Raw genomic sequence first — 24,198 nt, 5'->3', positions numbered from 1 at the left:
TTGGGCACATTCTCACACCTACTCTGGACAGCCCCTTCCCCCCGTTCTCATCGGGACTTGAGGCTCGCTTGCCAAACAGCTCCCTTCTTTTCCTGGTCTGGCAGGCTGGGGGCATGAAGAAGCTCTTCCTGCTCGCTGCGGCCCCCCTGACCCTCGCTTCCTGCGGCCTGATCGGCCTGCCCCAGAGCCTCGACGTGAGCGGCTCCGTGCTGGGCACCCCGCCCGCCGGCACCGTGCGCCTCGCACTGGTCGGCGCGAACGCCAGCGGCGTCGTGCAGGACGGCTCCCAGCAGGCCGCCATCACCCTCAGCCCCTCCGACAAGCGCTACGCCGTGGATCTGCCCGCCGACTGGAAGCAGAAAGACGGGTACTACAACGTCGTCGCGTACGTGGACGCCGACAACGACGGCATGTACGACGCCGGCGAGCAGAGCACCAGCCACCAGGGCTCCTACCTCGTGTACGACGTGGACGGCCAGAACGCCCTGATCTCCGGCATCCGCGCCGGCCTGAACGAGGTCAAGGGCACGACCGCCGTGCAGTGGGGCAAGATCGGCGGCTACGACCTGACCTGGTAACCCCCACACCCTGCGCCCCCGCGTCCGACCGGACCGGGGGCGTTTGCGTTAGGGTCGCCGGTATGGCGAAGCTCGTGCGTGACCGCATCCCAGACCTGTTCGGCGGCTCGGCCCGCCCCCTGAACCCCCCGGACTTCCGGGCCGCGCTGCACGAGAAACTGAGGGAGGAAACCGAGGAGTACCTGGAGGCCGGGGACGTGCAGGAACTCGCGGACGTGCTGGAGGTCGTGTATGCCCTCGCCGCGCTGGACGGCTTGACCCCTGCGGATCTGGAGGTCCTGCGCGCCGGGAAGTCCGAGGCGCGGGGCGCCTTCCTGCGCCGCCTGTGGTGGGAGGCATGAATCGCCCGGACGGGGAGGCGCGCCCGCTCCTGAACGGCGTGCGGCAGTGGGTGAAGGTGGCCGGCGCGGCGCACGGCACGGTGCCGCTGGTCGTGCTGCACGGCGGTCCTGGCGGGAACCATTTCGTGTTCGAGCGGGTGGCCGGGCCCGGGCTGGAGGCGGCGCGGACGGTGGTGTACCACGAGCAGCGCGGCAGCGGCCGCAGCGACCCGCCCGAACCGGCGGACGCGTACAGCATGCCGCTGCTGACCGCGGACCTGCGATCTCTGCTGGACTGGCTGGGCGCGGAGCAGGCGGATCTGCTGGGGTACAGCTTCGGCGGGGGGCTGGCTCTGGAGTTCGCGCGCGCCTGCCCGGAGCGGGTGCGGCGCCTGGTGCTGCAGGCGCCGGCCCTCCACCTGCGGGACCCGGAGGTGACCGCCTCGCAACTGGCGGGCTTCGCGGAGGTGGCGCAGGGGGACGTGGCGGCACGTGTGCAGGCCATCCTGCGTGAGGCGCTGTCCCCGGAGGAGCAGCTGGAGCGCGTCTGGGGGGTGGTGGACACGCCCACCGTGGACCGGTTCCTGTTCCAGCGCGCGGACGTGGCCGCCCGGAACCGTGCCCTGTGGGCGGAGAGCGGCCTGACGAACAGCGGCGCCATGCACCGCGTCCTGGCCGCGCAGCCGCCCACCGGCACCTCACAGCACCTGACGGAGATCACGGCCCCCACCCTGATTCTGGCGGGCCGGCACGACCGGAACGTGCCCCTGGCGCAGCTGGAGCGGCTGGCGGCGGCCCTGCCGGCCGGGCAGCTGCACGTGTTCGGTTCCAGCGCTCACTTCCCGGACCTGGAGGAACCGGACGGGTACGTGCAGGCGATCCTGGCCTTCCTGACCTGACCGGCCGCCTGGACACCCGGACGCCGATACCTAACGAGCGTTAGGCGGCTGGGGGTAGACTGAACGGCATGAGCAAAGCAGTGATTGTCGCGGCGTCCCGCACGCCCACCGGGAAGTTCCTGGGCGCCCTCGCCGACGTGAAGGCCGTGGACCTGGGCGCCGTCACCCTGGCCGAAACCCTGAAACGCAGCGGCCTCAGCGCCGACCTGATCGAGGAAGTCATCATGGGACAGGTCGTGCAGGCCGGCTGCGGACAGAACCCCGCCCGGCAGGCCGCCCTGAAAGCCGGCCTGAGCCACGAGGTCGGGGCGCTCACCATCAACAAGGTGTGCGGCAGCGGCCTGAAAGCCGTGATCCTGGCCGCGCAGAGCATCCGCGCCGGGGACCAGCGCGCCGTGCTGGCCGGCGGCATGGAATCCATGAGCAACGCCCCCCACCTGCTCCCCCAGGCCAGGAAGGGCTACCGCCTGGGCCACCAGACGGTGCTGGACGCCAACATGCACGACGGCCTGTGGTGCAGCATCAACGAGGAAGGCATGGGCCTGACCGGCGAGCGCGTCGCCGAGAAGTACAGCATCGGCCGGGAGGAACAGGACGCCTACGCCACCGCCAGCCACCAGAAGGCCGTCAGTGCGCAGCAGGGCGGGCGCTTCACCGACGAGATCGTGCCCGTCACCGTCAAGGGCCGCAAGGGCGACGTGATCGTGGACGCCGACGAGGGCCCCCGCGCCGACACCAGCGAGGAAACGCTCGGCAAACTCAAGCCCGCCTTCAAGAAGGACGGGTCCGTCACCGCCGGGAACGCCCCCGGCCTGAACGACGGCGCCGCCAGCCTCCTGGTCGTCAGCGAGGACTTCGCCCGCGCGCAGGGCCTCACGCCCATCGCCGAGATCCTCGACTACGCCACCGGCGGCCTCGCGCCCGAGTGGGTCATGATGACCCCCGTGCCCGCCACGCAGGCCCTGCTGAAAAAACTCAACATGCAGGCCGGCGACGTGGACCTGTGGGAACTCAACGAGGCCTTCAGCGTGCAGAGCCTCGCCGTGAGCCGCGAACTCGGCCTGGACCCCGCCCGCGTGAACGTGAACGGCGGCGCCGTGGCCCTGGGCCACCCCATCGGCGCAAGCGGCGCGCGCATCCTGGTCACGCTGCTCTCCGCGCTCAAACAGCACAACAAGGAAACCGGCGTCGCCACCCTGTGCATGGGCGGCGGCAACGGCCTCGCCCTCGCCGTGCGGCGCCTGTAAGACGCCCAGAACTAAGGTGAACGCATGACCACCCTCTGGATGATCGAGAGCACCTACCTGCAGCCCACCGCCGAGATCGCCAAGGTCACCCCCGACCACCGCGCGTGGCTGGACGGCCACTACCGCAGCGGCGTGTTCCTCACCAGCGGCCGCAAGGTGGACGGCACCGGCGGCATCCTGCTCGCCCGCGCCGACACCCTCCAGGAACTCACCGACATCTTCGACCAGGACCCCTTCGTGAAGGCCGGCTGCGCCAAGTACCGCTACGTGGCCTTCAACCCCGTCAAACGCGGCAAGGGCATCGAACTCGACGGCGTGCCTCTGGTGGAGTAATGAGCGAGGGCCGGAAACGGGCGCGAGCGCACTGGGGAACGCCTGATCTGATGTTCGGCCCTCTCCATCTCTGGGTCCATCGGTACGAATTCCCTGACATGAACGACGAAGAGGACGGGAACTGGCTGGTCGCCACTGCCGAAGTCGTGTTGTCCGGTGCCGGTCGGGCTGAAGTCTCAGGACCCTTCATCACGACGTTGGAACTGACCAACTTCCGTGATGACCTCGTCCGCATGTCTGTTCAGGGGCATGGGTCAGTCAGTCTTGGCACGGTGGAGCCTGAGCTGAACTGGAATCTCTGGACGGCCTCCCAGGGGCACCTCGAAACCCAGCTGGAAGTTGTCGGGCATGGGCACAGGCAGCAGTTTCATTTTCAGGTTGAACAGAGTCACTTGCCCAGGCTGATCAGGCAGCTGGATGTCGTCCTCGACCGCTTCCCGGCGCGGGGGATGCCCCATTCCCGGCCCTGATTTCGCAGCATCAAGGACCGGTGTGGGTGTTGCGTGGCCTGAAATTCCGATGGAAGATCTGCGTTGACTCTCCCCGGTTGGCGGGCCAAGTGACCAAAGCGCCATTGTGGGGGCGCGGCTGACGCTGGGCGTGGAACCTCACCCCGGAACTTAACGGGGCGGCGTTAAGCTCATGAGGTTGGCAGGACTCAACTTGCGGCGGTCCGGGCTGGACGGGACGCGCCGGCACAAGGAGATAAGCATGAAATTTGGTGTGATCGGAGCGGGACAGATGGGCGGCGGGATCGCGCAGGTCGCGGCGCAGAGCGGGTTCGACGTGGTTGTGCACGACCAGCAGCAGGCGTTCCTGAATCGGGGCCGGGGCGTGATCGAGAAGTCCCTGGGCAAACTGCACGAGAAAGGCCGCCTCGCAGACGCGCCGGCGACGGTGCTGGGCCGGATCCGGTTCACGACGGAGTTGCAGGACTTCGCGGACTGCGACCTGGTCGTGGAAGCCATCGTGGAGAACCAGGGCGTGAAGAATGAGCTGTTCCGTCAGCTGGGGCAGATCGTGAAGCCTGAGGGCATCCTGGCCAGCAACACCAGCAGCATTCCGATCACGGCCCTGGCGACCGCGTCGGGCCGGCCTTCGCAGTTCATCGGGATGCACTTCATGAACCCGGTGCCGCTGATGCAGCTCGTGGAGGTCATCCGCGGGTACCAGACGAGCGACGAGACCGCCCGCATCGTCACGGAAACCGCCGAGAAGATGGGCAAGACGCCGCTGTCTTGCAACGACTTCCCGGGCTTCGTGAGTAACCGCATCCTGATGCCCATGCTGAACGAGGCCATCCAGTGCGTGATGGAAGGCGTGGCGGAACCCGAGGCGATCGACGGGATCATGAAGCTCGGCATGAACCACCCCATGGGGCCGCTCACGCTCGCGGACTTCATCGGGCTGGACACCTGCCTGGCGATCATGGAGGTGCTGCACCAGGGTCTGGGGGACGACAAGTACCGGCCCAGTCCGCTGCTGCGCAAGATGGTGCAGGCGGGCCTGCTGGGCCGCAAGAGCGGGCAGGGTTTCTACAAGTACTGATTTTCTGGCCTGAGCGGGGCTGGCGTGAGGCTGGCCCCGCTCGCTTTTTGATTTTCGCTGAGACCGACCGTTCGGTAGTTCAGTAAGCCGGATTATTCTTCAAAGTGAACTAAATCGAGTACGCTTCTCGCATGACCGATTCCCCGGACCCCCACCCACCCGACCTGAAGGCCGCCGCAATGCGCTTCATGACCAGCATCTGGCGGCTGCATCGCGACCTGGGTCACGAGCTCGGCCCGCTGCTCGCCGAAGGGGCGCACACCGACCCGCGCACGTACTTCCTGCTGAACACCATCCGGGACGGCGCGCACTATCCGAAAACGCTCTCCGAGTGCCTGGGCATCCCCCCCAACCTGCTGAGCCGGCTGCTGACCGACCTGCACTCCCAGGCGCTGATCACCCGGCAGGTGGACACCCAGGACTCCCGCCGCGTGCGCCTGACCGTCACCACGGAGGGGCAGGCCCTGCTGGACCGCGCCGAGGCGATCATGCACGACCGGCTGGGCGCGCGCCTAAAGCAGCTCAGCCCCGCCGAACTGAGCGTGCTGCTCACGGCCCTGGACCGCCTCAGCAGCCCCGAGACCCCCCCGACCTGCACAGGACCCCACCCATGAATGCACTGATCCGCTTCACGCAACGCAACGCCTCCGTGGTGCTGCTCGCCTCCCTGCTGGTCGTGGTGTTCGGCGTGTTCGCCGCCCGCAGCCTGAAGCAGGAACTCCTCCCGGACATCAACCTGCCGGTCGTGACGGTCGTCACGCCCTACCCCCTGGCCGCCCCGAACGAGGTCGAAGCCCAGGTCACCCGCCCGCTGGAATCGGCCCTGGCGAACCTGAAGGACCTGGACAGCTACAGTTCCACCAGCAGCGAGAACGTCAGCGTGATCGTGCTGAACTTCCGCTTCGGCACCGACCTGAACCAGGCCGAGGCGCGCGTGAACTCCGCCGTGAACCGCGTGCGCGCCCAGCTGCCCGACAGCGCCACCGACTCGAACGTGGCCGCCATCCGCTTCGGGGACGCGCCCATCCTGAACCTCGTGGCGACCGCAGGCGGCAAGGCCGGCGAGGCGTTGCAGCAGCAGGTCGCCGCGCGGCTGGTGCCGGAACTGGAGGCGGTCGCCGGGGTGTCCCGCGTGGACGTCACCGGCAACGGCGACCCCGAGGTGCGCGTCACCCTGAAGCCCGAGGAACTCAAGGCCCGGAACCTCAGCTTCGACAGCGTCACCCAGGCCCTCCAGGCCGCGCCGCTCAGTTTCCCGGTGGGCACGCTGGCCCAGGGGGACCTGCAACTCCCGGTGAAGATCGACAGCGCGGCCAGCACCATCGCCGCGCTCTCCGGGGTGGTCGTGGGCGCCGCGCCGGACCTCAGCGCCCTGCCGCCGGCCGCACGCGCCGGTCTGGCCGCCGGGGCCGCCCCCACCGCCCGTGCCCCCGGCGCTCCGGCCGCCGCCGCTGCTCCCACGGCCGGTGTGCCGCTGCGGCCCGTGCTGCTCTCGGACGTCGCGGACGTCGAGCTGGTGACCGCGCCGGCCGGCAGCATCACCCGCTTCGACGGGCAGCCCGCGCTGGGCCTCGCCGTATACAAGACGCAGGACGCCAACACCGTGCAGGTCGCCGAGGCCGTCAAGGGCGTCCTGAACGGCGCCGGGGACCGCCTGGGCGCCCAGGTGCAGATCGTGGAGGACCAGGCCACGCCCATCCAGAAGGGCGTGAAGAGCCTGCTGACCGAGGGGGCCTTCGGGGCGCTGTTCGCGGTGCTGGTCGTGGCGGTGTTCCTGCGTAACGGCCGCGCCACGCTGATCACGGCGCTCAGCATTCCGGTGTCTCTGCTGGTCGCGCTGATCCTGCTGTACACCCAGGGCCTGACCCTGAACGTGCTCACGCTGGGCGGCCTGACCGTCGCGCTGGGCCGCCTGATCGACGACGCGATCGTGGTCGTGGAGAACATCTACCACAAGCTCGACCAGGGCCTCAGCCCCGCCCGCGCCACGTACGAGGGCGCCAGCGAGGTCGCCTCCCCGGTGCTGTCCAGCACCCTGGCGACCGTCGCAGTGTTCCTGCCGCTGGCGTTCGTGGGCGGCGTGGCCGGCGAGTTCCTGCGGCCGCTGGCGCTCGCCGTGACCCTCAGCATCCTGGCGAGCCTGCTGGTGGCGTTCACGCTGGTGCCCCTCCTGGGTGGCCTGTTCCTGCGTTCCCGGCCGGCGCGCGGCCCCGCGCGGGTCAGCACCATCGAGCGGCTGTACGCCCCGGTGATCACCTGGGTCACGCGCCGCCCCGGCTGGACGCTCACCCTGGCGCTGCTGGCGCTGGTGGGCAGCGTGTCCCTGGTGGGCCGCATCCCCACCAACTTCATCGACCCCGGCGAGTCCGACCGCATTCAGGTGGCCGTGACCCTGCCGGCCGGCACCCGCCTGGCCCGCGCCGACACGGTCGCCACCGACCTCGAACGCCGCCTGCGGGGCGTGAGCGGCCTGAGCAGCGTGGAGACCACCGTCGGGTCCGCCAGCGGGCCGTTCGCGGCGCTGGGGGGCGGCGGGGCCGGCGGCACGCCCATCCGCCTCACGCTGATTCCCGAGGGCGACCATGACCTGGACGCCCTGACGGAACGCGTGAGCACCGCCCTGCGCGGCGTGCCCGGCGAGGTGAACGTCACGCAGGGCGCCGCCGGGTCCGGGGGCTTCTCGAACAGCCTGAAGGTGAACGTGCAGGCCGAGAGCGTCGCCGACCTGAACACCGCCAGTGCCCGCATCGCCGACGCGCTGAGGGACGTGAAGGAAATCGAGAACGTCCGGTCCAGCGTCCGCGAATCCCAGCCGCAGCTGAGCATCCGCCTGGACAGCCAGGAGGCCGTGAAACGCGGCGTGATCGGCGTGCAGGCGGTGGGCGCCGTGCAGGCCGCGCTGAGCGGCAAGGTCGCCACCAGCCTGCCCCGCGGCGACGAGCGCCTGGACGTGCGCGTGGTGTACCCCGACGGGCAGTACGACAGCGTGGACGACCTGCGCGCCCTGCCGCTGCGCAGCGCCGCCGGCACCGACGTGCCCCTGGGCGACGTGGCCCGCATCGAGCGCAGCGCGTCCCCGGTCAGCCTCAGCCGCGAGAACGGCGAGCGCCTCGCCACCGTGCAGGCCGACCCGACCGTCAGCAACATCGGCGCCGCGAACGCCGCCGTGAAGGCCGCCCTGAAGGACATTCCCCTGCCCGACGGCGCGAGCTGGAGCCTGGGCGGCGTGACCGAACAGCAGAACCAGGCCTTCAGCAGCCTGGGCCTGTCCATCGTGGCCGCCATCGGGCTGGTGTACCTGATCATGGTCGCCACCTTCCGCAGCCTCCTCACGCCCCTGATCCTGCTGATCAGCATTCCGCTGATCGCGGTGGGTGCGTTCCCGCTGATGGCCGCCACCGGCACGCCGCTGGGCCTGAGCACCATGTTCGCGTTCCTGCTCCTGACCGGCATCGTGGTGACCAACGCCATCGTCCTGATCGACCTCGTCGAGCGGCTGCTCACCGGCGGGCTGGACGTCCGGCAGGCACTGATCGAGGGCGGCGCGCGGCGCGTGCGGCCCATCCTGATGACCGCCCTGGCGACCATCTTCGCCCTGGTGCCGCTGGCCCTGGGCCTGAGCGAGAGCGCCGGGATCGTGGGCCAGCCGCTGGCGATCACCGTGATCGGCGGCCTGACCTCCAGCACCTTCCTGACCCTGGCGGTCGTGCCCGCCCTGTACCTGCTGCTTCAGGGGCGCCGGCAGCAGCGCGTCCGCGACCGCCGCGGCGCGGAGCCCGCACCCGCCACCGTGAACTGATCGGCGTGGTGCCAGCGCGGCCGGGGGTTCGTCCCCGGCCGCCCTCTGTTTGGCGGGGGGCGCTGTGCTTCCGGTCACCTCGCCCCCGCCCCCGGCCCACTAGACTGAGGTCGTGAACCACCGCGCCCCCCACCCGACTGCCGTGCGCACGCCCCCGCCCTCCCCGCGGCGCGCACCCGCCCCGGCAGCCCGGCCCCGGGGGACGCGGTGAGCGCCATCTACCAGCGCGCCCGGCCCATCCGCTGGGACGAGGTGGTCGGGCAGGAACACGTCAAGGACGTGCTGCGCAGCGCCCTGGAACAGGGCCGGGTCGGGCACGCGTACCTGTTCAGCGGCCCGCGCGGGGTGGGGAAGACCACCACCGCGCGCCTGATCGCCATGACCGCCAACTGCACGAGCGGGGGCCTCAAACCCTGCGGTGAGTGCGAATCCTGCCTGAGCGTGCGCGCCGGCTCGCACCCGGACGTCATGGAGATCGACGCCGCCAGCAACAACAGCGTGGACGACGTCCGCGACCTGCGCGAGAAGGTCTCCCTGGCCGCCATGCGCGGCGGCAAGAAGATCTACATCCTGGACGAGGCGCACATGATGAGCCGCGCGGCCTTCAACGCCCTCCTGAAAACACTGGAGGAGCCGCCCGGGCACGTCATCTTCATCCTGGCGACCACCGAACCGGAAAAGATCATCCCCACCATCCTCTCCCGCTGCCAGCACTACCGCTTCCGGCGCCTGACCGCCGAGGAGATCGCCGGGAAACTCGCCGGCCTCGCCCAGAAAGAAGGGGTGAGCGCCGAACCGGACGCCCTGCACCTGATCGGCCGCCTCGCCGACGGCGCCATGCGCGACGGCGAGAGCCTCCTGGAACGCATGCTGGCCGCCGGCAGCGCTGTCACCCGCGCGGGCGTGGAAGAAGCCCTGGGCCTCCCGCCCGGCGAACGCGTGCGCGCCATCGCCGCCGGCCTCGTGCTCGGGGACGCCGCCAGCGCCCTGGGCGGCGCCGCGCAGCTTTACCGCGACGGCTTCGCCGCCCGCACCATCGTTGAGGGGCTTGTCGCCGCGTTCGGCACCGCCCTGCACGCCGAACTGGGCCTCACCCCGGACGGCCGCCTGGACGGCGCCGACCTGCCCCGGCTGCTCAAACTGCAGGCCGCGCTGGACGAACAGGGCGCCCGCTTCGCCCGCAGCGCCGACCAGCAGAGCCTGGAACTGGCCCTCACGCACGCCCTGCTCGCCGCCGACAGCAGCCCGGCCGGAGCCTCCACGCATGCTGCGGCACCGGCCGCGGCCAGCGTGCCCACCGACCTCGTCCAGCGCCTCAACCGCCTGGAGAAGGAACTCGCCACGCTGCGCGCCAGCGGCCCCCGCCCCGCCGCCTCCGCCGCGGCCGTGCCCGACTTCGACCCGGGGGCCCGCCGCGGCCCCGCGCCCGCCCGCGAGGTCGTGCAGGACGCCGCTGCCGGCCTGAGCGCCGCGCCCGTGCAGGGCAGCTGGACGGACGTCGTCCGGCACGCCAGCATCCAGATGAAGGCCTTCCTGAAACCCGCCCGGACGCACGCCGAACCCGGATACGTCAGCCTCACCTACGACGACCGCAACGCCTTCCACGCCAAGCAGATCGTCGGGAAGTTCGATGACGTCGCCAAACTCGTCCAGCGGGTGTTCGGCCCCGTCACCTTCGAACTGATCGCCCCGGAAGGCAGCCGCAAGGTGACCCTGGGCGGAACTCCCGGAACGGCGGGCATGAGCGCGGCACCTCCGCCCGCCCCCACCCCCCCGGCCCGCGCGGCCGCCGAGCCCACCCCGCCCGGGCCGGACGTCGCCCCTTTTGAGCCGGCGCCGCGCCGCGGAAGCGCCCGCGGCCCGGCCTTCGACCCGGTGCCCCCGTCCGCGTCCGCCGCGGCCGAGCCGCCGCTGCCCCACGCGCGCCCGGAGACCCCACAGGCCACGGCGGCAGAACCGGTGCCCCTCACGCCCGGCCTGCCCCCCCGCCCTCCCGCCCGCGGGGCCCCGGTGGCGACCCTCACCCGCCCCAGCCTCGCCCCCACCGCCCGGGCGGAGGTGCGCGTGCCGCCGCCCAGCCCGGACGACGCGGCCCCCGCGCCCCTCCCGGCCCCCTCCCCCGAGCCGTGGGACGCCGAGCCCCTCACGGACGGGCCGCCCGCCCCCGCCGACGCGCAGGGCGGCGACCGCATCACCCCGCCCGGCCAGTCCCGGGACCTGTACGTGGTGGAAGCCATCACGCAGGAACCCGACTGGGGCGACATCGGCGGCAACGTGGGCGGCCCGCTGCTGGAAGCCGCGCCGGACCTGGACGACTCCCCCTTCGCGGAATTCGTGCCCAAACGCCCGGACCCCGCCCCCCGCGCTGCCCCTGCCCCCGCGCCCACCCCGGCCACCGCCCCGGCAGCCCGCGCGGTGATCGGGGACATCCGCGCGCACCCCATGTATGAGGACATCCGGGGCCGCTTCTCCGGCCGCGTGCGCGAGATCGGCAAGAACCGCCGCATCCAGGCTGCCCCCGACCCCACCGACGCCCCCCCGCCCGAGGAAGAAGCCGGCGACAGCGACAGCTGAACATCAACAACGAAGGGCGCTCCGACAACTCGTGGTCGGAGCGCCCTGTCTGCTCAGGCCGCTTACTTCAAGCGGAAGTCCCCCCTGGCGACCGGCACGCCCTGGAAGCTGATCTCCGCACGGTAACCCATACCAGCGCGGAAGAAGGGATTTTTCGTGCTCAGGTTAAACACGTACTGTCCGGCCGTGAGGTCATACCGCCACGCCGTACTGCCGCTGGACAGGTCCGTGGTTTCCTCCTCAGCACTGTTCCCGCTGGCCGGTACCGTCGTCACGACCAGCCGCAGCCCGCCAGCCAGCCCGGTCGCTGCATCTCCTCCCGCGAAGGTGGGCGGCAGGAACTTCAGAGGGATGGTGGACCCGGCCTTGAACAGGCTGATCGGCAGGCCATTGCGCGTGTCGTTGACGGGTTGCAGCAGGCCGCGGGAGGCGCTGGCGAACGTCACGTTCACGGTAAAGCTCTGCGGGTCGGACCGGTTCCCCCGGCTGTCCGTGGCGGTGCACTCTACCGTCTGTTCAAGGCCGATGGGCAGGCTGGCGGGCGTGCACACGGGCATGGGCGTCTCCTCTTCGTCCACGAGGTCCCAGGCGCTCACCCACTTGCTGTAATCAGGAGACACGCCGTTGATGTCGATTGCTGGGATGGAGACTGTGCCCTGGGGCACCGTCAGGTCTGGCGCCGTGTTGTCCTCCACCGTCACCGTGAAGGAGGCTGTGGTTGTCAGGACTTCACCGTCCGGCCCGGCGCTGCCGTCGGTCCGCAGGCGCTTGCCGGAGTCGCTGACAGAGCAGGTCACCAGAGTCGCGCCCACCGCGAAGCCGCTGCCACTGACAGGCGTGCAGGTGATCTTGTCGGTCAGATTGCCCTCCTCCCTGTCTATTGCCGACAACTGCTCCGCGAAGTCCACGACCGTAACGCGACCGGTGGCTTCTCTACTGAAATCTTGCGGGACGGTGAGCACTGGGGCCTTGTTGTCCAGTACGGTGGAGGCAGGTGGAGGCGGAGCACAGGTGGTGAAGGACACAGTGACCGTGGCTGATGAATTCACTTCGAGTTTCCCCTGACTGATGCCCTCGTTGGACACCTCTGGTTTGAAGCTGAGGATCTGGTCACCGCTGGCGTTGGTGGAGCCGACCGCAAGCGTGATCGGTTCCGAAGTCACCGTGACTGACGAATACCCGCTGGATGAGTCTTTGTCTCTAGAAGGCGCCACCACATCTTTCCAGATGATGCCAGACGATTGCCATGCTCCGTTCTCATACGTAAATTTCGTAGGGAATCCTAGCTTGGCTGTCCCGCCTTGTCTTCCAGTCACGGAGTATGAGACGCGGATACTGGGTTGTTCAGGTGTTGGTGTGGTAGCACACCCGCTCATTGAAAGAGGGGATGTCTGCGAACCAGTTGCTATGAGAGAAGTGAAGCTCGCGTCGGAAAGGATTTTCACGGAGACGCTGCTCCGGGGCGCGTCTGCACCAGCGGTGATGGTCAGGCTCTCGCTGCTGGGCGCGGTGGCGATGGGGGTGGTGCCGCAGGCGGCAAGCAGCAGCAGGGTGAGGAGGCTGGCGGCGGGGGCAGGGCGTCCAGGGCGGGCTGATTGCATGAATCCTCCACGCTGGGGCGGGCTCACCACTGGCTCGCCCTGCCCCAGGTGACCGCGTTACGGAGCAGAGGTCGTCGCCTCCCAGACTTTGTGATTTTTCACAGTGTGTGCCCCTGATGAGTCGTGGATCAATCACCCCATTGGGGGAGGCGCGGGAGTGAACTTCTTGCGCGGCCGGGGCGTTCACGTGCGGGTCAGGGGGGTGCGCTAGCCTGCCCGGGCACATGAGTCTGTTTTCCCGCCTTGCCCTAATGCTGGGCCTGTTCACGCTGGGCGTGAGCGGCGCCCAGGCGACGACGCCTTCTTCTGCTCCGGCCGCTGCGGTGGTGGGCGGGAACCTGCGCGGCCTGTGGGTGGACGCGTTCGGGCCGGGCCTGAAGACGCGCGCGCAGGCGCAGCGGGTGGTGGAGGACGCGGCGCGCATGAACGTGAACACGCTGTTCGTGCAGGCCATCCGTCGCGGCGACTGTCTGTGCCTGAAAAGCACTCTGCCGGTCGTGACGGACAAGGACCTGGAGAAGAACTTCGATCCGCTGGGGTTCATCACGGCGGCGGCGCAGGCGCGGGGCATGCGCGTGATCGCGTGGGCCAGCGTGACCGGGATCGCGAACACCGCCACGCCGAACACCAGCCCGCAGCACGTGATGAAAACGCACGGACCCACCAGCAAGGACTCGTGGATGGCCCGCCGGCAGGACGGCTCCTGGCAGGAGGGCAACGACGGCTGGCTGGACGCTGGGATTCCCGCGGCGGCCGATTACGTGGTGGCGGGGCTGGTGAGTGTGGTGAAGAACTACCCGGTGGACGGCGTGCAGCTGGACCGCATTCGGTACCCGGACGGCGGGAACTGGGGGTACGACCCGAAGGTGCTCGCGCGGTACCGCACGGAAACCGGGCAGAAAGGTACGCCCGCCGGGAATGACGGCACCTGGCAGGAGTGGAAACGGCATCAGGTCACGGCGCTGGTGCGCCGCATCAGCCTGGAGGTCAAGGCGGTGCGGCCGGAACTGTGGGTGAGTGCGGCGACCATCGCCTACACCCGCCCGCCGGCGCCGGGGGACCTGGGTGCATTCCGGCGTACGCGGACGTACACCGAGGTCTTTCAGGACTGGCCGACCTGGGTGAAGCAGGGCCTGATCGACCTGAACGTCCCCATGAACTACAAGCGGGACGGCGTGAACGAGCAGGGCGTGTGGTTTGACGGCTGGAACGCCTTCGCGCGCAGCATGACGGCCCGCGCCGACGGCCTGACGGGCGGCGTGGCGGCGGGCACAGCCATGTACCTGAACTCGCCGGAGGTCACGGCGTCGCAGGCGGCCCGCAGCGTGAAGCTGGGCCTGGGCTGGGTGGGGTACTCGTACCGCACGCCCACCCTGAACGTGTTTAACGCCAAGGAAAGCACCGCGCAGGGCCTGGAACTGGTGCGCGCCGCGCTGACCGTGCCCGGCGGGGCGCTGGCCGCGCCGCTGGCATGGAAGGAAGCGCCGCCCAGCACGCGCGGGCTGTACGGGAAGATCAACGGCACCGGCATTCCCGGCTACCAGCTGGTGCGCGCCAGCCAGAACGGCAAGGTCGTCGGCGAGACCCGCACGGACGGCAACGGCTACTACGGCTTCCTGGCCCTGCCGGCCGGCAGGACCGAGATCCGCGTGAGCGGGCAGCTGTGGGTGGACACCGTGCCGGCGCGCGGCGTGGTGCGCGTGCCGAACCTGTTCGTGCGCGAGATGAAGCCGGTGGCCGTGCCGGTCATCCAGACGCCGGTGGCGCCGCCCGAACCCGTGAAGGACGGCGACGACGTTCCCCCGCCCCCCGAGAACTGAGCGACGGGGCCGCGGGCCGTCCAGGACTACCATGCCGGCGCCGGGCCCGAAGGGGGGAGCGCGTTACACTGCTCTCATGACCGACCACGCGGGAATTGAGCCGTTCGAGTTCCGGCAGACGCTGGGCCGCTTCGCCAGCGGCGTCACCATCATCACGGCCGCCGACCGGGACGAGCGGCGCGGCATGACCGCCAGCGCCTTCGTGTCGGTGAGCATGACCCCGCCCCTGATCCTGATCAGCGTGGACAACCGCGCCCACATGAAGACCCTGCTGGACGAGGCGGAGGTCACGCACTTCGGCGTGAACGTCCTCTCGGCCGCGCAGCGTCCTCTCAGTGACCACTTCGCCGGCCGGCCCGGGCCGGAGGAGAGCATCCCCTGGTTCGAGCACGAGGGCCTGCCGCTGATCGGCGGGGCCATCGCGCAGCTGGTGTGCCGCAAGCAGCAGGTGATTCCCGCCGGGGACCACACCCTGTACCTGGGCCTGATCGAGTACAGCCGCTACACCGACGACGATCCGCTCGTGTACTTCCGCGGGCAGTACCACGAGCTCGGCTGAGCCGCCCCGCGCCCGCCGTGCCGCCCTTCCTGCCGTCCCTGCTGGTCGCCGCGGCGCTCACCGCGCTGACCTTCGTCGCCGGGTACCCGCTGGACCTCGGCGGGGGCCGCCGCGTGGACGCCCTGGACGCGTTCCTGCTGGCGTTTGCGCTGATCAACCTGCGCCTCGCCTGGAGCGGCGCCACGCACGGCCCGGGCCGCGTGCCCGGGTGGTTCCTCCCGGCCGGGCTGCTGCTCGCGGCCCTGATCACGTACCGGATGTTCAGCGCCCTGACCGCCGCGCCCTGACCGTGCCGGCCACTTGCGACCGGGCGGGGCGCGGGCGCGGGCTACACTGCCGGGAATGATTCGCCTCGCCATCCTCGCGGACCTGCACGCCAACCTGGCGGCCACGCTCGCGGTTCACGCCGACATTCAGCGGCGCGGCGTGACGGAGATCTGGGTGCTGGGCGACCTGGTCGGCAAGGGCCCCCGCCCGAAGGAAGTGCTGGACTGGACCCGCGAGCACGCCGCGCGCGTCATCCAGGGCAACTGGGACGCCCGCGTGGCCGGCGCCACGCACCGCCCGCAGGACCTGTGGCCGCGCAGCAAACTCAGCGTGGACGACCTCGCCTACCTGTCCGGCCTGCCGTACGGCATCGAGGAGAGCTTCGCGGGAGCCTGGTGGCGGTTCGTGCACGCCAGCAGCCACGGCCTGTTCCACCGCCTGTACCCGCACAGCAGCCTGCCCGAGCAGCTCCGCGCCTTCGAACCCAACCCGCAGTACGGCCTGCACCAGCACGCCGACGCCCTGGTGTACGCCGACACGCACGAAACTCTGATGCTGGACGTGGAAGGCCGCCCCCTGCTGAACTGCGGCAGCGTGGGCAACCCGCTGGACAGCACCCTGCCCAGCTACCTGATCCTGGAGTTCGACGAGCGCACGCCCAATCACAGCGCCACGTACGTGCGCCTGATCTACGACCGCGACGAAGAGATCAGCGCCGCCGAGGCGAGCGGCATGCCCTTTACCAAGGAGTACATCGCCGAACTGCTGACCGGCGCGTACCAGAAACGCCGCGCCCGCACCGGCGAACCCGCCAGCTGAACCCAGGCCCTCAGCTGGGCGGGGCGTCCGACGTGCGGTCCTTGCGGGCGCCCTCCGTCCGGCGGGGCTTCTTCTCCGGAGCGGGACGCGCCTCTTCCGGCGCGCGGCGCAGTTCACCCGCCGGCACGCCCGTCAGCACGCCCTGCTCGGTGTGCACGTCCACCGTGCCCGCCAGCGGGTGCAGTTTCGTGACCTTCCCGCACGCGCCGCTCGCGTCGTGGCACACCCGGGCGTTCTTGCGCGGCAGGTCCTTGAGCAGGTCCAGGTACTGCCCGTGCTCGAACTGCAGGCAGCACAGCAGGCGCCCGCAGGGCCCGGAGAGTTTCTCCGGGTTCAGCGGCAGCTGCTGGTCGCGCGCCATACGGATACTCACCGGCGCGAACTCCTGCAGGTGATGACTGGAGCAGTTCTCCCGGCCGCACGCCCCCAGCGTGCCGATCATCTGCGCCTGCTCGCGCGGCCCGACCGCCGCGAAATTCACCCGGGCCCGCGTGTGCGCCCGCACCTCGCCGATCAGGCCGGTCAGTTCGATCCGCTCGTCCGCGCTGTAACTCACGGTCACCAGGCTCTCGTCCAGCGTGAACTCCACCGCCACCAGTTTCACCGGCAGGCCCCGCTCGCGGGCGCGGGCACGCAGCAGCCACTTCAGGTCCTCGCCCTGGCGGTGCAGGTCGTCCCAGAGCGCCAGATCGTCCGGCGTGGCGGCGCGCAGCACCGTGCCGTACCGTTCCTGCGGCCGGCGCTCCTGCGCCTCACCGCGCACCACCGCCACCTCCGGGCCGCGCTTGCCCTGCACCACCACCCGCGTGCCGACCGGGTGAGCGTCCTCGCTCAGCATCGGGTGCAGGCGGGGGCTCCGTTCAAAGCGCACAGGGAGGACAACCATCACCGCGCACAATGTCACGCCCGGCCGCGCCGTGCCAAGACCCGAGGCACAAATGAGCCGGTCCGCCGACGGTGACGAAGGAGGAGGAGTGACCGGCCGCCCGTGAACGGGTGAGGCCATCCAACCTCAGAGCGCGTCCGGCAAAGGCAGTCCCAGGGACTCGGTCTGTCCGCGCCGTCAAATGGACAGGGGCGAAGGGATGTCCCTTCGCCCACTCTCCTTGCCCGGCAGGGAATTCAGTGCCGTTCGGCGAGCACTTCGATTTCCACCCGCACGTCCCGCGGGAGGCGGGCGACCTGCACGGTGCTGCGCGCGGGGGAGGGCGCGGGGAAGTGCCGCTCGTAGACGGCGTTCATCTCGGCGAACTCGTTCATGTCGGCGAGGAACACGGTGGTTTTCACGACGCGCGCGAGGTCCGTGCCGGCCGCGGCCAGGACCGCCTTCAGGTTCTGGAGGACCTGTTCGGTCTGCTCGGTGATGCCGCCCTCCACGAGCGTGCCGTCGGGCCTGAGGGGAATCTGGCCGCTGGTGACCACCAGGTTCCCGAACGACACCGCCTGGCTGTACGGGCCGATCGCGGCGGGCGCTTCCGTCGTGCTGATGACGTCTTTCATGACCCCACTGTAGCGGGCGGGCGCCCCGGCCGGCGTCAGCGGCCGCCCCGGGAGGACGCTGAGCCGGTGGAGCGGCGCGGGTCCTCGTCCGTGCGGGCCCGGGGGGCGTCCGGGCTGCCGGGGCGGCCCCGCGCGGCAGCGGGTTGCGCCAGGAACGCCCGGGCCTGCCGGGCCAGAGAGAGCCGCTGCGCGACCATCAGGCCCACCATGACCGCCACGCCCAGCGTGCCCACCAGCGTGCGGCTGCTGGGCAGCAGGATCACGCCCAGCAGCGTGAAATACGCCAGGGTGAGCAGCAGGTACGTCTGCATGCTGTTGCCCTTCTGGGTGTTGACCAGCACGTCCACGTGCACCGGGCCCTCGCTGCGCCGCACCGGGAGTTCGTACCCGGGCGGGCGGCCCTCGCGTTCCACGTCCACGACCACGGCCGTGATGTTGTCGGGCCCGCCGCCGGCGTTCGCGGCGGCGATCAGGCGCTGGGCGGTGTCTTTGGGAGGATGTCCGGCCGAGAGCTGGGTCAGCAGCGCCGATTCCTTCACCACGCTGCTCAGGCCGTCGGAGCACAGCAGCACGCGGTCCCCGGTCTTCAGGATCAGGCCGTACAGTTCCAGCCGCACGCGTTCCTCGGCGCCCAGGGCGTTGCTGACCACGCTGCGCCACTGGTGCTGCCGGGCGTCCTCCTCGGTCAGGTGGCCCAGGCGCACCTGCTCGGCCACCCAGGAGTGGTCCTCGGTCAGGCGGTACAGCTGCCCGCCGCGCAGCAGGTACGCGCGCGAGTCACCCACGTGCGCGATCAATAGGGCCCCGCGGTCCACCAGCCCGACCAGCAGGGTGGTGCCCATGCCCACGTACTCCCCGACCGCGTGACGCAGCACCGCCATGTTCGCCGCCTGCACCGCCTCGGCCAGGCGTACCGGCGCGGCCGAGCGGTGCAGGCCCGGGGCAAGCTGCTGCCGGACGGTATCCAGCGCGAGATTCGCGGCGAGCTCGCCGGCAGCGTGCCCGCCCATGCCGTCCGCGACGGCAAACAGCCCCCCGTTCGGGAGGCTCTGCGCCAGCACGGCGTCCTGGTTGATGCCGCCCTGCCGCTGAATGCCGACATCAGACAGCGCCCCGAAAGACAGGGACGGGGTCGCCGGGCCGCGCATGAGGCCAATATAAGCCACGCTCCTGCCTCCCTCCGCCCCGCCTGCCCGGGGCGTCATCCGTTCCGGTCGTGCCCCCGCGCGGCCAGCCACGCCACCAGCGCCTCCGCCGTGGCCGGGTTCGTCGCCAGGGGCACGTCGTGCACGTCACACAGCCGCACCAGCGCCGACACGTCCGGTTCGTGCGGCTGCGCGGTCAGCGGGTCCCGGAAGAAGAACACCGCCAGCACCCGGTCCTGCGCGATGCGCGCGCCGATCTGCTGGTCGCCGCCCAGCGGCCCGGACAGCACGCGCTCCACCGTCAGGTTTGCCTGCTTCTGCAGCACGCTGCCGGTGGTGCCGGTCGCCACCAGCGGGAACGCGCCCAGCACCTCGCGGTGCCGGAGGGCGAACATCGCCAGTTCCAGTTTCTTGCGGTCGTGCGCGATGAGAGCCACCTCCACCCGCGTCGCGAGCTGCGGCACGGGTTCCTGCACGGCCGGGGCCGGCAGGTCCGGGGACGAGGAGCGGCCGGTCACGAGGCCGCGCTCCCTTCCACCCGGATGCGGCGGTACAGCGCCTGCACCACGCACCACACGCCGTACAGCAGCGTGCCCAGGGCCAGCACGAACAGCAGCACGTTCCCGGCTGGCTGCTCACGCAGCCACGTCAGCACCTCCGAGATGCCCGGCACGATCCCGGCGCGGTTGCGCCACGCCGCGACCAGCAGGAACGCCCCGATGATGGCCAGCATCACCGCCCGCGCCGCGATCCCCACCTGCCCGATCCGCTTGAGCAGCTCCGGTTTCGGCGCGCCGGCGAAGTTCAAGCGCTTCATGAACTTCGCCCCCCACGCCGTGTACAGCCCGCTGCCCGCCACGGCCAGCAGCGCCACGCCCGCCAGGCCCAGCAGCAGCTGCCCGCCCGGCAGTTGCAGAACCTCCCGGGCCGTCTGCGCCTCGCTCGCCTGGTTGCGCGCGGCCGAGCCGGCCATCGCCAGCCGCGCCGCGAACAGCGCCAGCGCCAGGTTTCCCACGCCGCTGACCGCGTACCCCACGCGCTTCACGATCCCCTTGGCCTCCGTGCCCTGCCCTTCGGGGTCCAGGGCCGCGCGGATCAGCTGCCACAGCGCGTACCCGACCAGGCCCAGCACCAGCAGCCACACCAGCGCCGTGCCCAGCGGCAGGTCCTGCAATCTCAGCAGCGCCCCCTGCGCGTCCGTGGTGGCCCCGCCGCGCCCCAGCGCCACGCCCAGCGCCAGCAGCCCGATGGTGCCGTACACCACGCCCTTGCTGGCGTACCCCACGCGGGCCAGCGCCTCCAGCTGCGGGGCGGCCTCGTGCGTCAGTTCCCGCGCGGCCGCCTGCCCCGCCGCGCCCACGTGCTGCGCGCCGGCCTTCACGCCCCGCGCCACACCCTTCCCGGAATTCTTGACGTCCATGATGGGTTCAGTGTGCCGCCCGCGGCCGGCCGGGCGGGCCGGAACGCGTTCGTGAAAACTTCACCGCCCTGCCCGCCCCAGGGCGCATCATGAACGCCATGAGCTCCTCCGCCGCCCCGCCGGCTCCCCGGCGCAAACGCACCTTCGGGGTGTACATCGGCCGCTTCGAACCCCCGCACCACGCCCACCTGCAGGTGATGCTCGAGGCTCTTCAGAGCGTGCAGAAACTGATCGTCGTGATCGGGTCGGCCCGCGCGGCGCGCAACACCAAGAACCCCTTCACCGCCGACGAACGCCAGCACCTGATCACCACCATGCTCCAGCAGGCCGGCGTGTCCCGCAGCCGGCTGCTGTTCGTGCAGGTCCGCGACTACTTCTACAACGAGAGCCTATGGCTGTCCGAGGTGCAGGCCGGCGTGCAGGCCCACACGCACGGCAGCACCGACGTGGCCCTGATCGGGCACATCAAGGACGAGAGCAGCTACTACCTGCGCTCCTTTCCCGCCTGGGAGTTCATTCCCACGCACGTGATCAGCGACCTGAGCGCCACGCAGGTCCGCAACGCCTACTTCGAGGGCCGTGCGGCGGACGTGGCCGCCATGGTCCCGCCCGCCGTGGGTACCTTCCTGCAGGACTTCGCCCGCACCGCCGATTACGCTGCCCTGAAAGATGAGTACGACTACCTGCGCACCTACCGCGCCGCCTGGAAAGACGCGCCCTTCCCCCCGGTGTTCGTGACCACCGACGCCGTGATCATCCGCAGCGGCCACGTCCTCCTGATCCGCCGCGGGCACATGCCCGGCCTGGGGCGGCTGGCCATGCCCGGCGGGTTCCTGGAACCCAAGGAAACCCTGCTGGAATGCTGCATCCGCGAGGTGCACGAGGAAACCGGCCTGAGCCCCAGCACGCCGCTGCACACCCACCTCAAGGCCCAGCAGGTGTTCGACTACCCCGACCGCAGCCAGCGCGGGCGCACCGTCACCCACGCCTTCCACTTCGACCTGGGCATCGGGCACCTGCCGCCGCTGCAGGGCGGCAGCGACGCCAGCGACGCCCTGTGGATGCCGCTCGCGGACGCCCTGCGCCACCCCGAGGTGTTCTTCGAGGACCACCACGCGATCATTGAGCACTTCCTCATGCGCGGATAAACCGGCGTCAGCGCATCAGGAGAAGCGAGCGACCGCCCTCGAACGGACGCGCGGCTGACCGCCAGGACCCTGGAGAATGACCGGCATGGATGACGCGGTGAGGACGGACGTCCTGAGGAAGATGCGGGTCAAGTCCGGCATGGGCGTGCAGGTGTGGCACGCCCCGGCGGCCCTGGCCGGACTGGCCGTGGACGCGCCGGGACTGGGGGTGGTGCTGGTGTTCGTGGAGCGGCAGGCGGATGTCGTGCCCCGCTTCCTTGAGGTGCTGGCGGGCGGGATGCCCGGCGTGCCGGTGTGTGTGGCTTACCCGAAAGGGGGCGCCAGGGCGGGCGTGGACCTGAACCGCGACACGATCTGGAAGGACGTGCAGGGCGCGTGCGGCTGGCAGCCGGTGGCGATGGTCGCGCTGGACGCCCGCTGGTCGGCGCTGCGGTTCAGGCCCGGGCCGTAAGGCCCCGGGGGTTACAGCCGGGCGTACTCGCGGGCGATGCGGGCGGCTGTGGCGGCGTTGTGCTTGACCAGGGCGATGTTGGCCCCCAGGCTGCGGCCCTCCGTGATCTCCACGATGCGGCCCAGCAGGTAGGGCGTGGTGTCCTTGCCGGTCAGGCCCAGCGCGTCCATGTCGGCCAGGGCGCGGGTGATGTGCGGGTCGATGTCCGCGGCGGGAATCTCGGCTTCCTCGGGGATGGGGTTGGCGATCATCACGCCGCCCGCCAGGCCCAGATCCCATTTGGTTTTCAGGACGCGGGCGGCCTCGGCTTCGGTGTGCACGGTCAGGGGGGAGCGGAAGCCGCTCTGGCGGGAGTAGAACGCGGGGAATTCCTCGCTGCCCAGGGTGATGGCGGGCACGCCCTGCGTCTCCAGCACTTCCAGGGTCAGGCCGATGTCCAGGATGCTCTTCACGCCGGCGCTGACCACGCACACGTCGGTGCGGGCGAGTTCCAGCAGGTCGGCGCTGATGTCCATGGTGCTGCCCGCGCCGCGGTGCACGCCGCCGGTGCCGCCGGTGGCGAACACGCGGATGCCGGCCAGGGCTGCGATGCGCATGGTGCTGGCGACCGTGGTGGCGCCGTGACCGCCCAGCGCGACCGTGACGGGCAGGTCGCGGGTGCTGATCTTCTGCACGGCGGGGTCGGTGGCGAGGAGGTGCAGTTCGTCCTCGGTCAGGCCGACTTTCAGGCGGCCGCCGAGCACGGCGATGGTGGCGGGCGTGGCGCCGTGCTCGCGGACGATGGCTTCCACGCTGCGGGCCATCTCGACGTTCTGCGGGAACGGCATGCCGTGGCTGATGATGGTGCTTTCCAGCGCCACGACCGGCTGCCCGGCCTGCAGGGCGGCGTGCACTTCGGGGTGGAGGTCGAGGTAGGGCAGGGCGGTCGGGGTGATCTGGGTCATGGGCAGGGTCCTTGGGGTGGGGGAGGGCTTCGGGGTGGGTGCGGGGTGCGGGGCCGCTCAGCTGTTCAGGCGGCGTTGCAGGAGGTCCAGGGTGAGGTCCGGCACGACCGTCGCGGCGTGCTCGATGGTCAGGGCGGCCGCGGCGTGGCCGAGGCGGGCGGCGTCCTCCGGCGCGAGGCCCTGCGTGAGCCCTGCCAGGAAGGCGGCCAGCATGGCGTCCCCGGCGCCGGTCACGTCGCGGGGCGTGGCGGGCAGGGCAGGCAGGGTCACGCTGCGGCCGGGCGTGCACAGCAGGCTGCCGTGCCGGCCGCGGCGCACCCAGACGATCTGCGCGCCGCGGTCCAGCAGTGCGCGGGCGGCACGTTTCAGGTCCGGCAGGCGGTCGGTCACGTCCTGCCCGAGCAGTGCGCCCAGTTCCCCGACGTTCGGGGTGAGGACCTGTGGCGCGGCCAGGCCGGCTTCCAGCGCGGCGTGCAGGTGCCGGGCCTTGGGCACGCTGACCGGCTCGAACACCACCTGCAGGCCCCGCTCGTGGCACAGGCCCAGCAGGGCGACCAGGGTGTCCTCGGGCAGGTTGCCGTCGGCGACCACCCAGTCGGCGCCCCGCAGCAGCCGGCGGCGTTCGCGCAGCGCGGCGGGCGTCAGGCGCGCCATGACGCCCATGGCGGCCACCGCGATCAGCATCTCGCCGCGGTCGTTCAGGATGGCGGTGTACGTGCCAGTGGTCTCGCCGGGCACGCGCAGCACGCCGCTGACATCCACTCCGGCGGCCTGCGTGTCGTGCAGCAGCGTGTCGCCCAGCGCGTCGCGGCCCACGGCGGTGATCAGGCTGACCGGCACGCCCAGCCGGGCGAGGTTCTCGGCGATGTTGCGGCCCACGCCGCCGGGCGCCTGTTCGGTCACGCCGGGGTTGCTGGTGCCGGGCAGGGCGGGGGCGCTGGTGCGGGCCTTGAGGTCCACGTTCGCGCCGCCCACCACCACGATCCGGCCGTCGGAGCGGTCCGGGTCCTCGGGGAGGATGTACCCGCGGCCGAGCAGGGCGCCCTTGCGCACGAGGTTGCTGACGTGGACGTTCACGGCGGCGCGGGTGCTGCCGAGCTGCTGGGCGAGTTCTTCCGGGGTGGCGAGGGGCTGGTCGCGGATCAGGGTGAGGAGCTGCTGCTCCTTGCGGGTCAGGGCCATGTCCTCAGCAGGATAAGCCTGCTTGCTGCACTGAGGATGTGAAG

Annotated in this window: 24 protein-coding genes; 16 read left to right on the top strand and 8 right to left on the bottom strand. The window is 70.9% G+C overall.

The annotated features are described in order from the left end of the window. Positions 1-113 precede the first annotated feature (113 nt). The 10 genes from DFI_RS12690 to dnaX all read left to right on the top strand — a co-directional run bounded on the left by DFI_RS12690 (position 114) and on the right by dnaX (position 11,298). Positions 114-578 carry a hypothetical protein gene (locus DFI_RS12690; RefSeq protein ID WP_022800930.1) on the top strand — a complete coding sequence of 155 codons (465 nt, stop codon included), beginning with the start codon at positions 114-116 and terminating at the stop codon, positions 576-578. A 62-nt stretch (positions 579-640) separates the two neighbouring features. Then, positions 641-919 carry a nucleoside triphosphate pyrophosphohydrolase gene (locus DFI_RS12685; protein ID WP_027463829.1) on the top strand — a complete coding sequence of 93 codons (279 nt, stop codon included), beginning with the start codon at positions 641-643 and terminating at the stop codon, positions 917-919. Further along, positions 916-1,797 carry an alpha/beta fold hydrolase gene (locus DFI_RS12680; protein WP_027463828.1) on the top strand — a complete coding sequence of 294 codons (882 nt, stop codon included), beginning with the start codon at positions 916-918 and terminating at the stop codon, positions 1,795-1,797. The genes DFI_RS12685 and DFI_RS12680 overlap by 4 nt, the downstream gene beginning before the upstream one ends. A gap of 68 nt (positions 1,798-1,865) precedes the next feature. Then, positions 1,866-3,044, top strand: coding sequence for a thiolase family protein (locus DFI_RS12675; RefSeq protein ID WP_027463827.1), 1,179 nt, complete (start codon positions 1,866-1,868; stop codon positions 3,042-3,044). 24 nt (positions 3,045-3,068) lie between these two features. After that, positions 3,069-3,377 carry a YciI family protein gene (locus DFI_RS12670; protein ID WP_022800934.1) on the top strand — a complete coding sequence of 103 codons (309 nt, stop codon included), beginning with the start codon at positions 3,069-3,071 and terminating at the stop codon, positions 3,375-3,377. Positions 3,378-3,475: 98 nt separating this feature from the next. Beyond that, complete coding sequence (locus DFI_RS12665) at positions 3,476-3,847, top strand: WapI family immunity protein (RefSeq protein ID WP_043779084.1); 372 nt, start codon at positions 3,476-3,478, stop codon at positions 3,845-3,847. 241 nt (positions 3,848-4,088) lie between these two features. After that, a complete protein-coding gene (locus DFI_RS12660) occupies positions 4,089-4,925 on the top strand; it encodes a 3-hydroxyacyl-CoA dehydrogenase family protein (protein ID WP_027463825.1) in 837 nt (278 codons plus the stop codon). A 131-nt stretch (positions 4,926-5,056) separates the two neighbouring features. Next, positions 5,057-5,539 carry a MarR family winged helix-turn-helix transcriptional regulator gene (locus tag DFI_RS12655; protein WP_043779081.1) on the top strand — a complete coding sequence of 161 codons (483 nt, stop codon included), beginning with the start codon at positions 5,057-5,059 and terminating at the stop codon, positions 5,537-5,539. Next, on the top strand, positions 5,536-8,724 hold the full coding sequence (locus tag DFI_RS12650; RefSeq protein ID WP_027463823.1) for an efflux RND transporter permease subunit: 3,189 nt from the start codon (positions 5,536-5,538) through the stop codon (positions 8,722-8,724). Before DFI_RS12655 ends, DFI_RS12650 begins: the two co-directional genes overlap by 4 nt. Before the next feature lie 207 nt (positions 8,725-8,931). After that, the gene (gene dnaX / locus DFI_RS12645; protein WP_118375891.1) at positions 8,932-11,298 is read left to right on the top strand and encodes a DNA polymerase III subunit gamma/tau; all 2,367 of its coding nucleotides are present in this window, start codon (positions 8,932-8,934) and stop codon (positions 11,296-11,298) included. A gap of 62 nt (positions 11,299-11,360) precedes the next feature. Here dnaX and DFI_RS12640 read toward each other — a convergent pair whose 3' ends face one another. Continuing rightward, the gene (locus DFI_RS12640) at positions 11,361-12,461 is read right to left on the bottom strand and encodes a PxKF domain-containing protein (protein WP_162899079.1); all 1,101 of its coding nucleotides are present in this window, start codon (positions 12,459-12,461) and stop codon (positions 11,361-11,363) included. Positions 12,462-13,123: 662 nt separating this feature from the next. Here DFI_RS12640 and DFI_RS12635 point away from each other — a divergent pair. From DFI_RS12635 to DFI_RS12620, 4 genes are all read left to right on the top strand, one after another. After that, complete coding sequence (locus tag DFI_RS12635; RefSeq protein ID WP_027463820.1) at positions 13,124-14,719, top strand: glycoside hydrolase family 10-like protein; 1,596 nt, start codon at positions 13,124-13,126, stop codon at positions 14,717-14,719. 76 nt (positions 14,720-14,795) lie between these two features. Further along, complete coding sequence (locus tag DFI_RS12630; protein ID WP_027463819.1) at positions 14,796-15,278, top strand: flavin reductase family protein; 483 nt, start codon at positions 14,796-14,798, stop codon at positions 15,276-15,278. Between the two features lie 17 nt (positions 15,279-15,295). Then, on the top strand, positions 15,296-15,565 hold the full coding sequence (locus DFI_RS12625; RefSeq protein WP_027463818.1) for a hypothetical protein: 270 nt from the start codon (positions 15,296-15,298) through the stop codon (positions 15,563-15,565). 55 nt (positions 15,566-15,620) lie between these two features. Continuing rightward, a complete protein-coding gene (locus tag DFI_RS12620; protein ID WP_027463817.1) occupies positions 15,621-16,364 on the top strand; it encodes a metallophosphoesterase family protein in 744 nt (247 codons plus the stop codon). Positions 16,365-16,374: 10 nt separating this feature from the next. Here the strand turns inward: DFI_RS12620 and DFI_RS12615 are convergent, their stop codons facing one another. The 5 genes from DFI_RS12615 to DFI_RS12595 all read right to left on the bottom strand — a co-directional run bounded on the left by DFI_RS12615 (position 16,375) and on the right by DFI_RS12595 (position 20,429). Then, positions 16,375-17,250, bottom strand: a complete 876-nt coding sequence (locus tag DFI_RS12615) for a PSP1 domain-containing protein (RefSeq protein WP_051308145.1) — start codon at positions 17,248-17,250, stop codon at positions 16,375-16,377. Positions 17,251-17,486: 236 nt separating this feature from the next. Next, positions 17,487-17,864: a RidA family protein gene (locus DFI_RS12610; RefSeq protein ID WP_027463816.1), complete on the bottom strand. Its 378-nt coding sequence runs from the start codon at positions 17,862-17,864 to the stop codon at positions 17,487-17,489. A 35-nt stretch (positions 17,865-17,899) separates the two neighbouring features. Continuing rightward, a complete protein-coding gene (locus DFI_RS12605) occupies positions 17,900-19,012 on the bottom strand; it encodes a PP2C family protein-serine/threonine phosphatase (protein ID WP_051308141.1) in 1,113 nt (370 codons plus the stop codon). Between the two features lie 53 nt (positions 19,013-19,065). After that, positions 19,066-19,404 carry a methylglyoxal synthase gene (locus DFI_RS12600; protein WP_420810881.1) on the bottom strand — a complete coding sequence of 113 codons (339 nt, stop codon included), beginning with the start codon at positions 19,402-19,404 and terminating at the stop codon, positions 19,066-19,068. Positions 19,405-19,523: 119 nt separating this feature from the next. After that, on the bottom strand, positions 19,524-20,429 hold the full coding sequence (locus DFI_RS12595) for a DUF1206 domain-containing protein (RefSeq protein WP_081425946.1): 906 nt from the start codon (positions 20,427-20,429) through the stop codon (positions 19,524-19,526). A gap of 98 nt (positions 20,430-20,527) precedes the next feature. On the opposite strand from DFI_RS12595, the gene DFI_RS12590 reads away from it, so the two are divergent. Beyond that, on the top strand, positions 20,528-21,577 hold the full coding sequence (locus DFI_RS12590) for a bifunctional nicotinamide-nucleotide adenylyltransferase/Nudix hydroxylase (RefSeq protein ID WP_027463813.1): 1,050 nt from the start codon (positions 20,528-20,530) through the stop codon (positions 21,575-21,577). A gap of 76 nt (positions 21,578-21,653) precedes the next feature. Continuing rightward, complete coding sequence (locus DFI_RS12585; RefSeq protein ID WP_051308137.1) at positions 21,654-22,028, top strand: hypothetical protein; 375 nt, start codon at positions 21,654-21,656, stop codon at positions 22,026-22,028. An 11-nt stretch (positions 22,029-22,039) separates the two neighbouring features. On the opposite strand, the gene DFI_RS12580 is transcribed toward DFI_RS12585, so the two are convergent. Then, complete coding sequence (locus tag DFI_RS12580; RefSeq protein WP_027463812.1) at positions 22,040-22,972, bottom strand: pseudouridine-5'-phosphate glycosidase; 933 nt, start codon at positions 22,970-22,972, stop codon at positions 22,040-22,042. Positions 22,973-23,029: 57 nt separating this feature from the next. Continuing rightward, positions 23,030-24,154 (bottom strand): PfkB family carbohydrate kinase, encoded by a 1,125-nt coding sequence (locus tag DFI_RS12575; protein WP_027463811.1) that lies wholly within the window; start codon positions 24,152-24,154, stop codon positions 23,030-23,032. Between the last annotated feature and the right edge of the window lie 44 nt (positions 24,155-24,198).

The organism is Deinococcus ficus, from assembly GCF_003444775.1.
Classification (GTDB): Bacteria; Deinococcota; Deinococci; order Deinococcales; family Deinococcaceae; genus Deinococcus; species Deinococcus ficus.
The sequence above is the reverse complement of the archived record's forward strand: the minus strand, read 5'-3'. Positions and strand labels throughout refer to the sequence as shown.

Coding starts and splice junctions, on each gene's coding strand:
- DFI_RS12630 (WP_027463819.1), top strand. CDS start 14,796: ATGACCGACCACGCGGGAATTGAGCCGTTCGAGTTCCGGCAGACGCTG.
- DFI_RS12600 (WP_420810881.1), bottom strand. CDS start 19,404: ATGTTCGCCCTCCGGCACCGCGAGGTGCTGGGCGCGTTCCCGCTGGTG.
- DFI_RS12620 (WP_027463817.1), top strand. CDS start 15,621: ATGATTCGCCTCGCCATCCTCGCGGACCTGCACGCCAACCTGGCGGCC.
- DFI_RS12655 (WP_043779081.1), top strand. CDS start 5,057: ATGACCGATTCCCCGGACCCCCACCCACCCGACCTGAAGGCCGCCGCA.
- DFI_RS12685 (WP_027463829.1), top strand. CDS start 641: ATGGCGAAGCTCGTGCGTGACCGCATCCCAGACCTGTTCGGCGGCTCG.
- DFI_RS12680 (WP_027463828.1), top strand. CDS start 916: ATGAATCGCCCGGACGGGGAGGCGCGCCCGCTCCTGAACGGCGTGCGG.
- DFI_RS12670 (WP_022800934.1), top strand. CDS start 3,069: ATGACCACCCTCTGGATGATCGAGAGCACCTACCTGCAGCCCACCGCC.
- DFI_RS12675 (WP_027463827.1), top strand. CDS start 1,866: ATGAGCAAAGCAGTGATTGTCGCGGCGTCCCGCACGCCCACCGGGAAG.
- DFI_RS12595 (WP_081425946.1), bottom strand. CDS start 20,429: ATGGACGTCAAGAATTCCGGGAAGGGTGTGGCGCGGGGCGTGAAGGCC.
- DFI_RS12610 (WP_027463816.1), bottom strand. CDS start 17,864: ATGAAAGACGTCATCAGCACGACGGAAGCGCCCGCCGCGATCGGCCCG.
- DFI_RS12665 (WP_043779084.1), top strand. CDS start 3,476: ATGAACGACGAAGAGGACGGGAACTGGCTGGTCGCCACTGCCGAAGTC.
- DFI_RS12605 (WP_051308141.1), bottom strand. CDS start 19,012: ATGCGCGGCCCGGCGACCCCGTCCCTGTCTTTCGGGGCGCTGTCTGAT.
- DFI_RS12580 (WP_027463812.1), bottom strand. CDS start 22,972: ATGACCCAGATCACCCCGACCGCCCTGCCCTACCTCGACCTCCACCCC.
- DFI_RS12660 (WP_027463825.1), top strand. CDS start 4,089: ATGAAATTTGGTGTGATCGGAGCGGGACAGATGGGCGGCGGGATCGCG.
- DFI_RS12590 (WP_027463813.1), top strand. CDS start 20,528: ATGAGCTCCTCCGCCGCCCCGCCGGCTCCCCGGCGCAAACGCACCTTC.
- DFI_RS12635 (WP_027463820.1), top strand. CDS start 13,124: ATGAGTCTGTTTTCCCGCCTTGCCCTAATGCTGGGCCTGTTCACGCTG.
- DFI_RS12585 (WP_051308137.1), top strand. CDS start 21,654: ATGACCGGCATGGATGACGCGGTGAGGACGGACGTCCTGAGGAAGATG.
- DFI_RS12650 (WP_027463823.1), top strand. CDS start 5,536: ATGAATGCACTGATCCGCTTCACGCAACGCAACGCCTCCGTGGTGCTG.
- DFI_RS12615 (WP_051308145.1), bottom strand. CDS start 17,250: ATGGTTGTCCTCCCTGTGCGCTTTGAACGGAGCCCCCGCCTGCACCCG.
- DFI_RS12575 (WP_027463811.1), bottom strand. CDS start 24,154: ATGGCCCTGACCCGCAAGGAGCAGCAGCTCCTCACCCTGATCCGCGAC.
- DFI_RS12690 (WP_022800930.1), top strand. CDS start 114: ATGAAGAAGCTCTTCCTGCTCGCTGCGGCCCCCCTGACCCTCGCTTCC.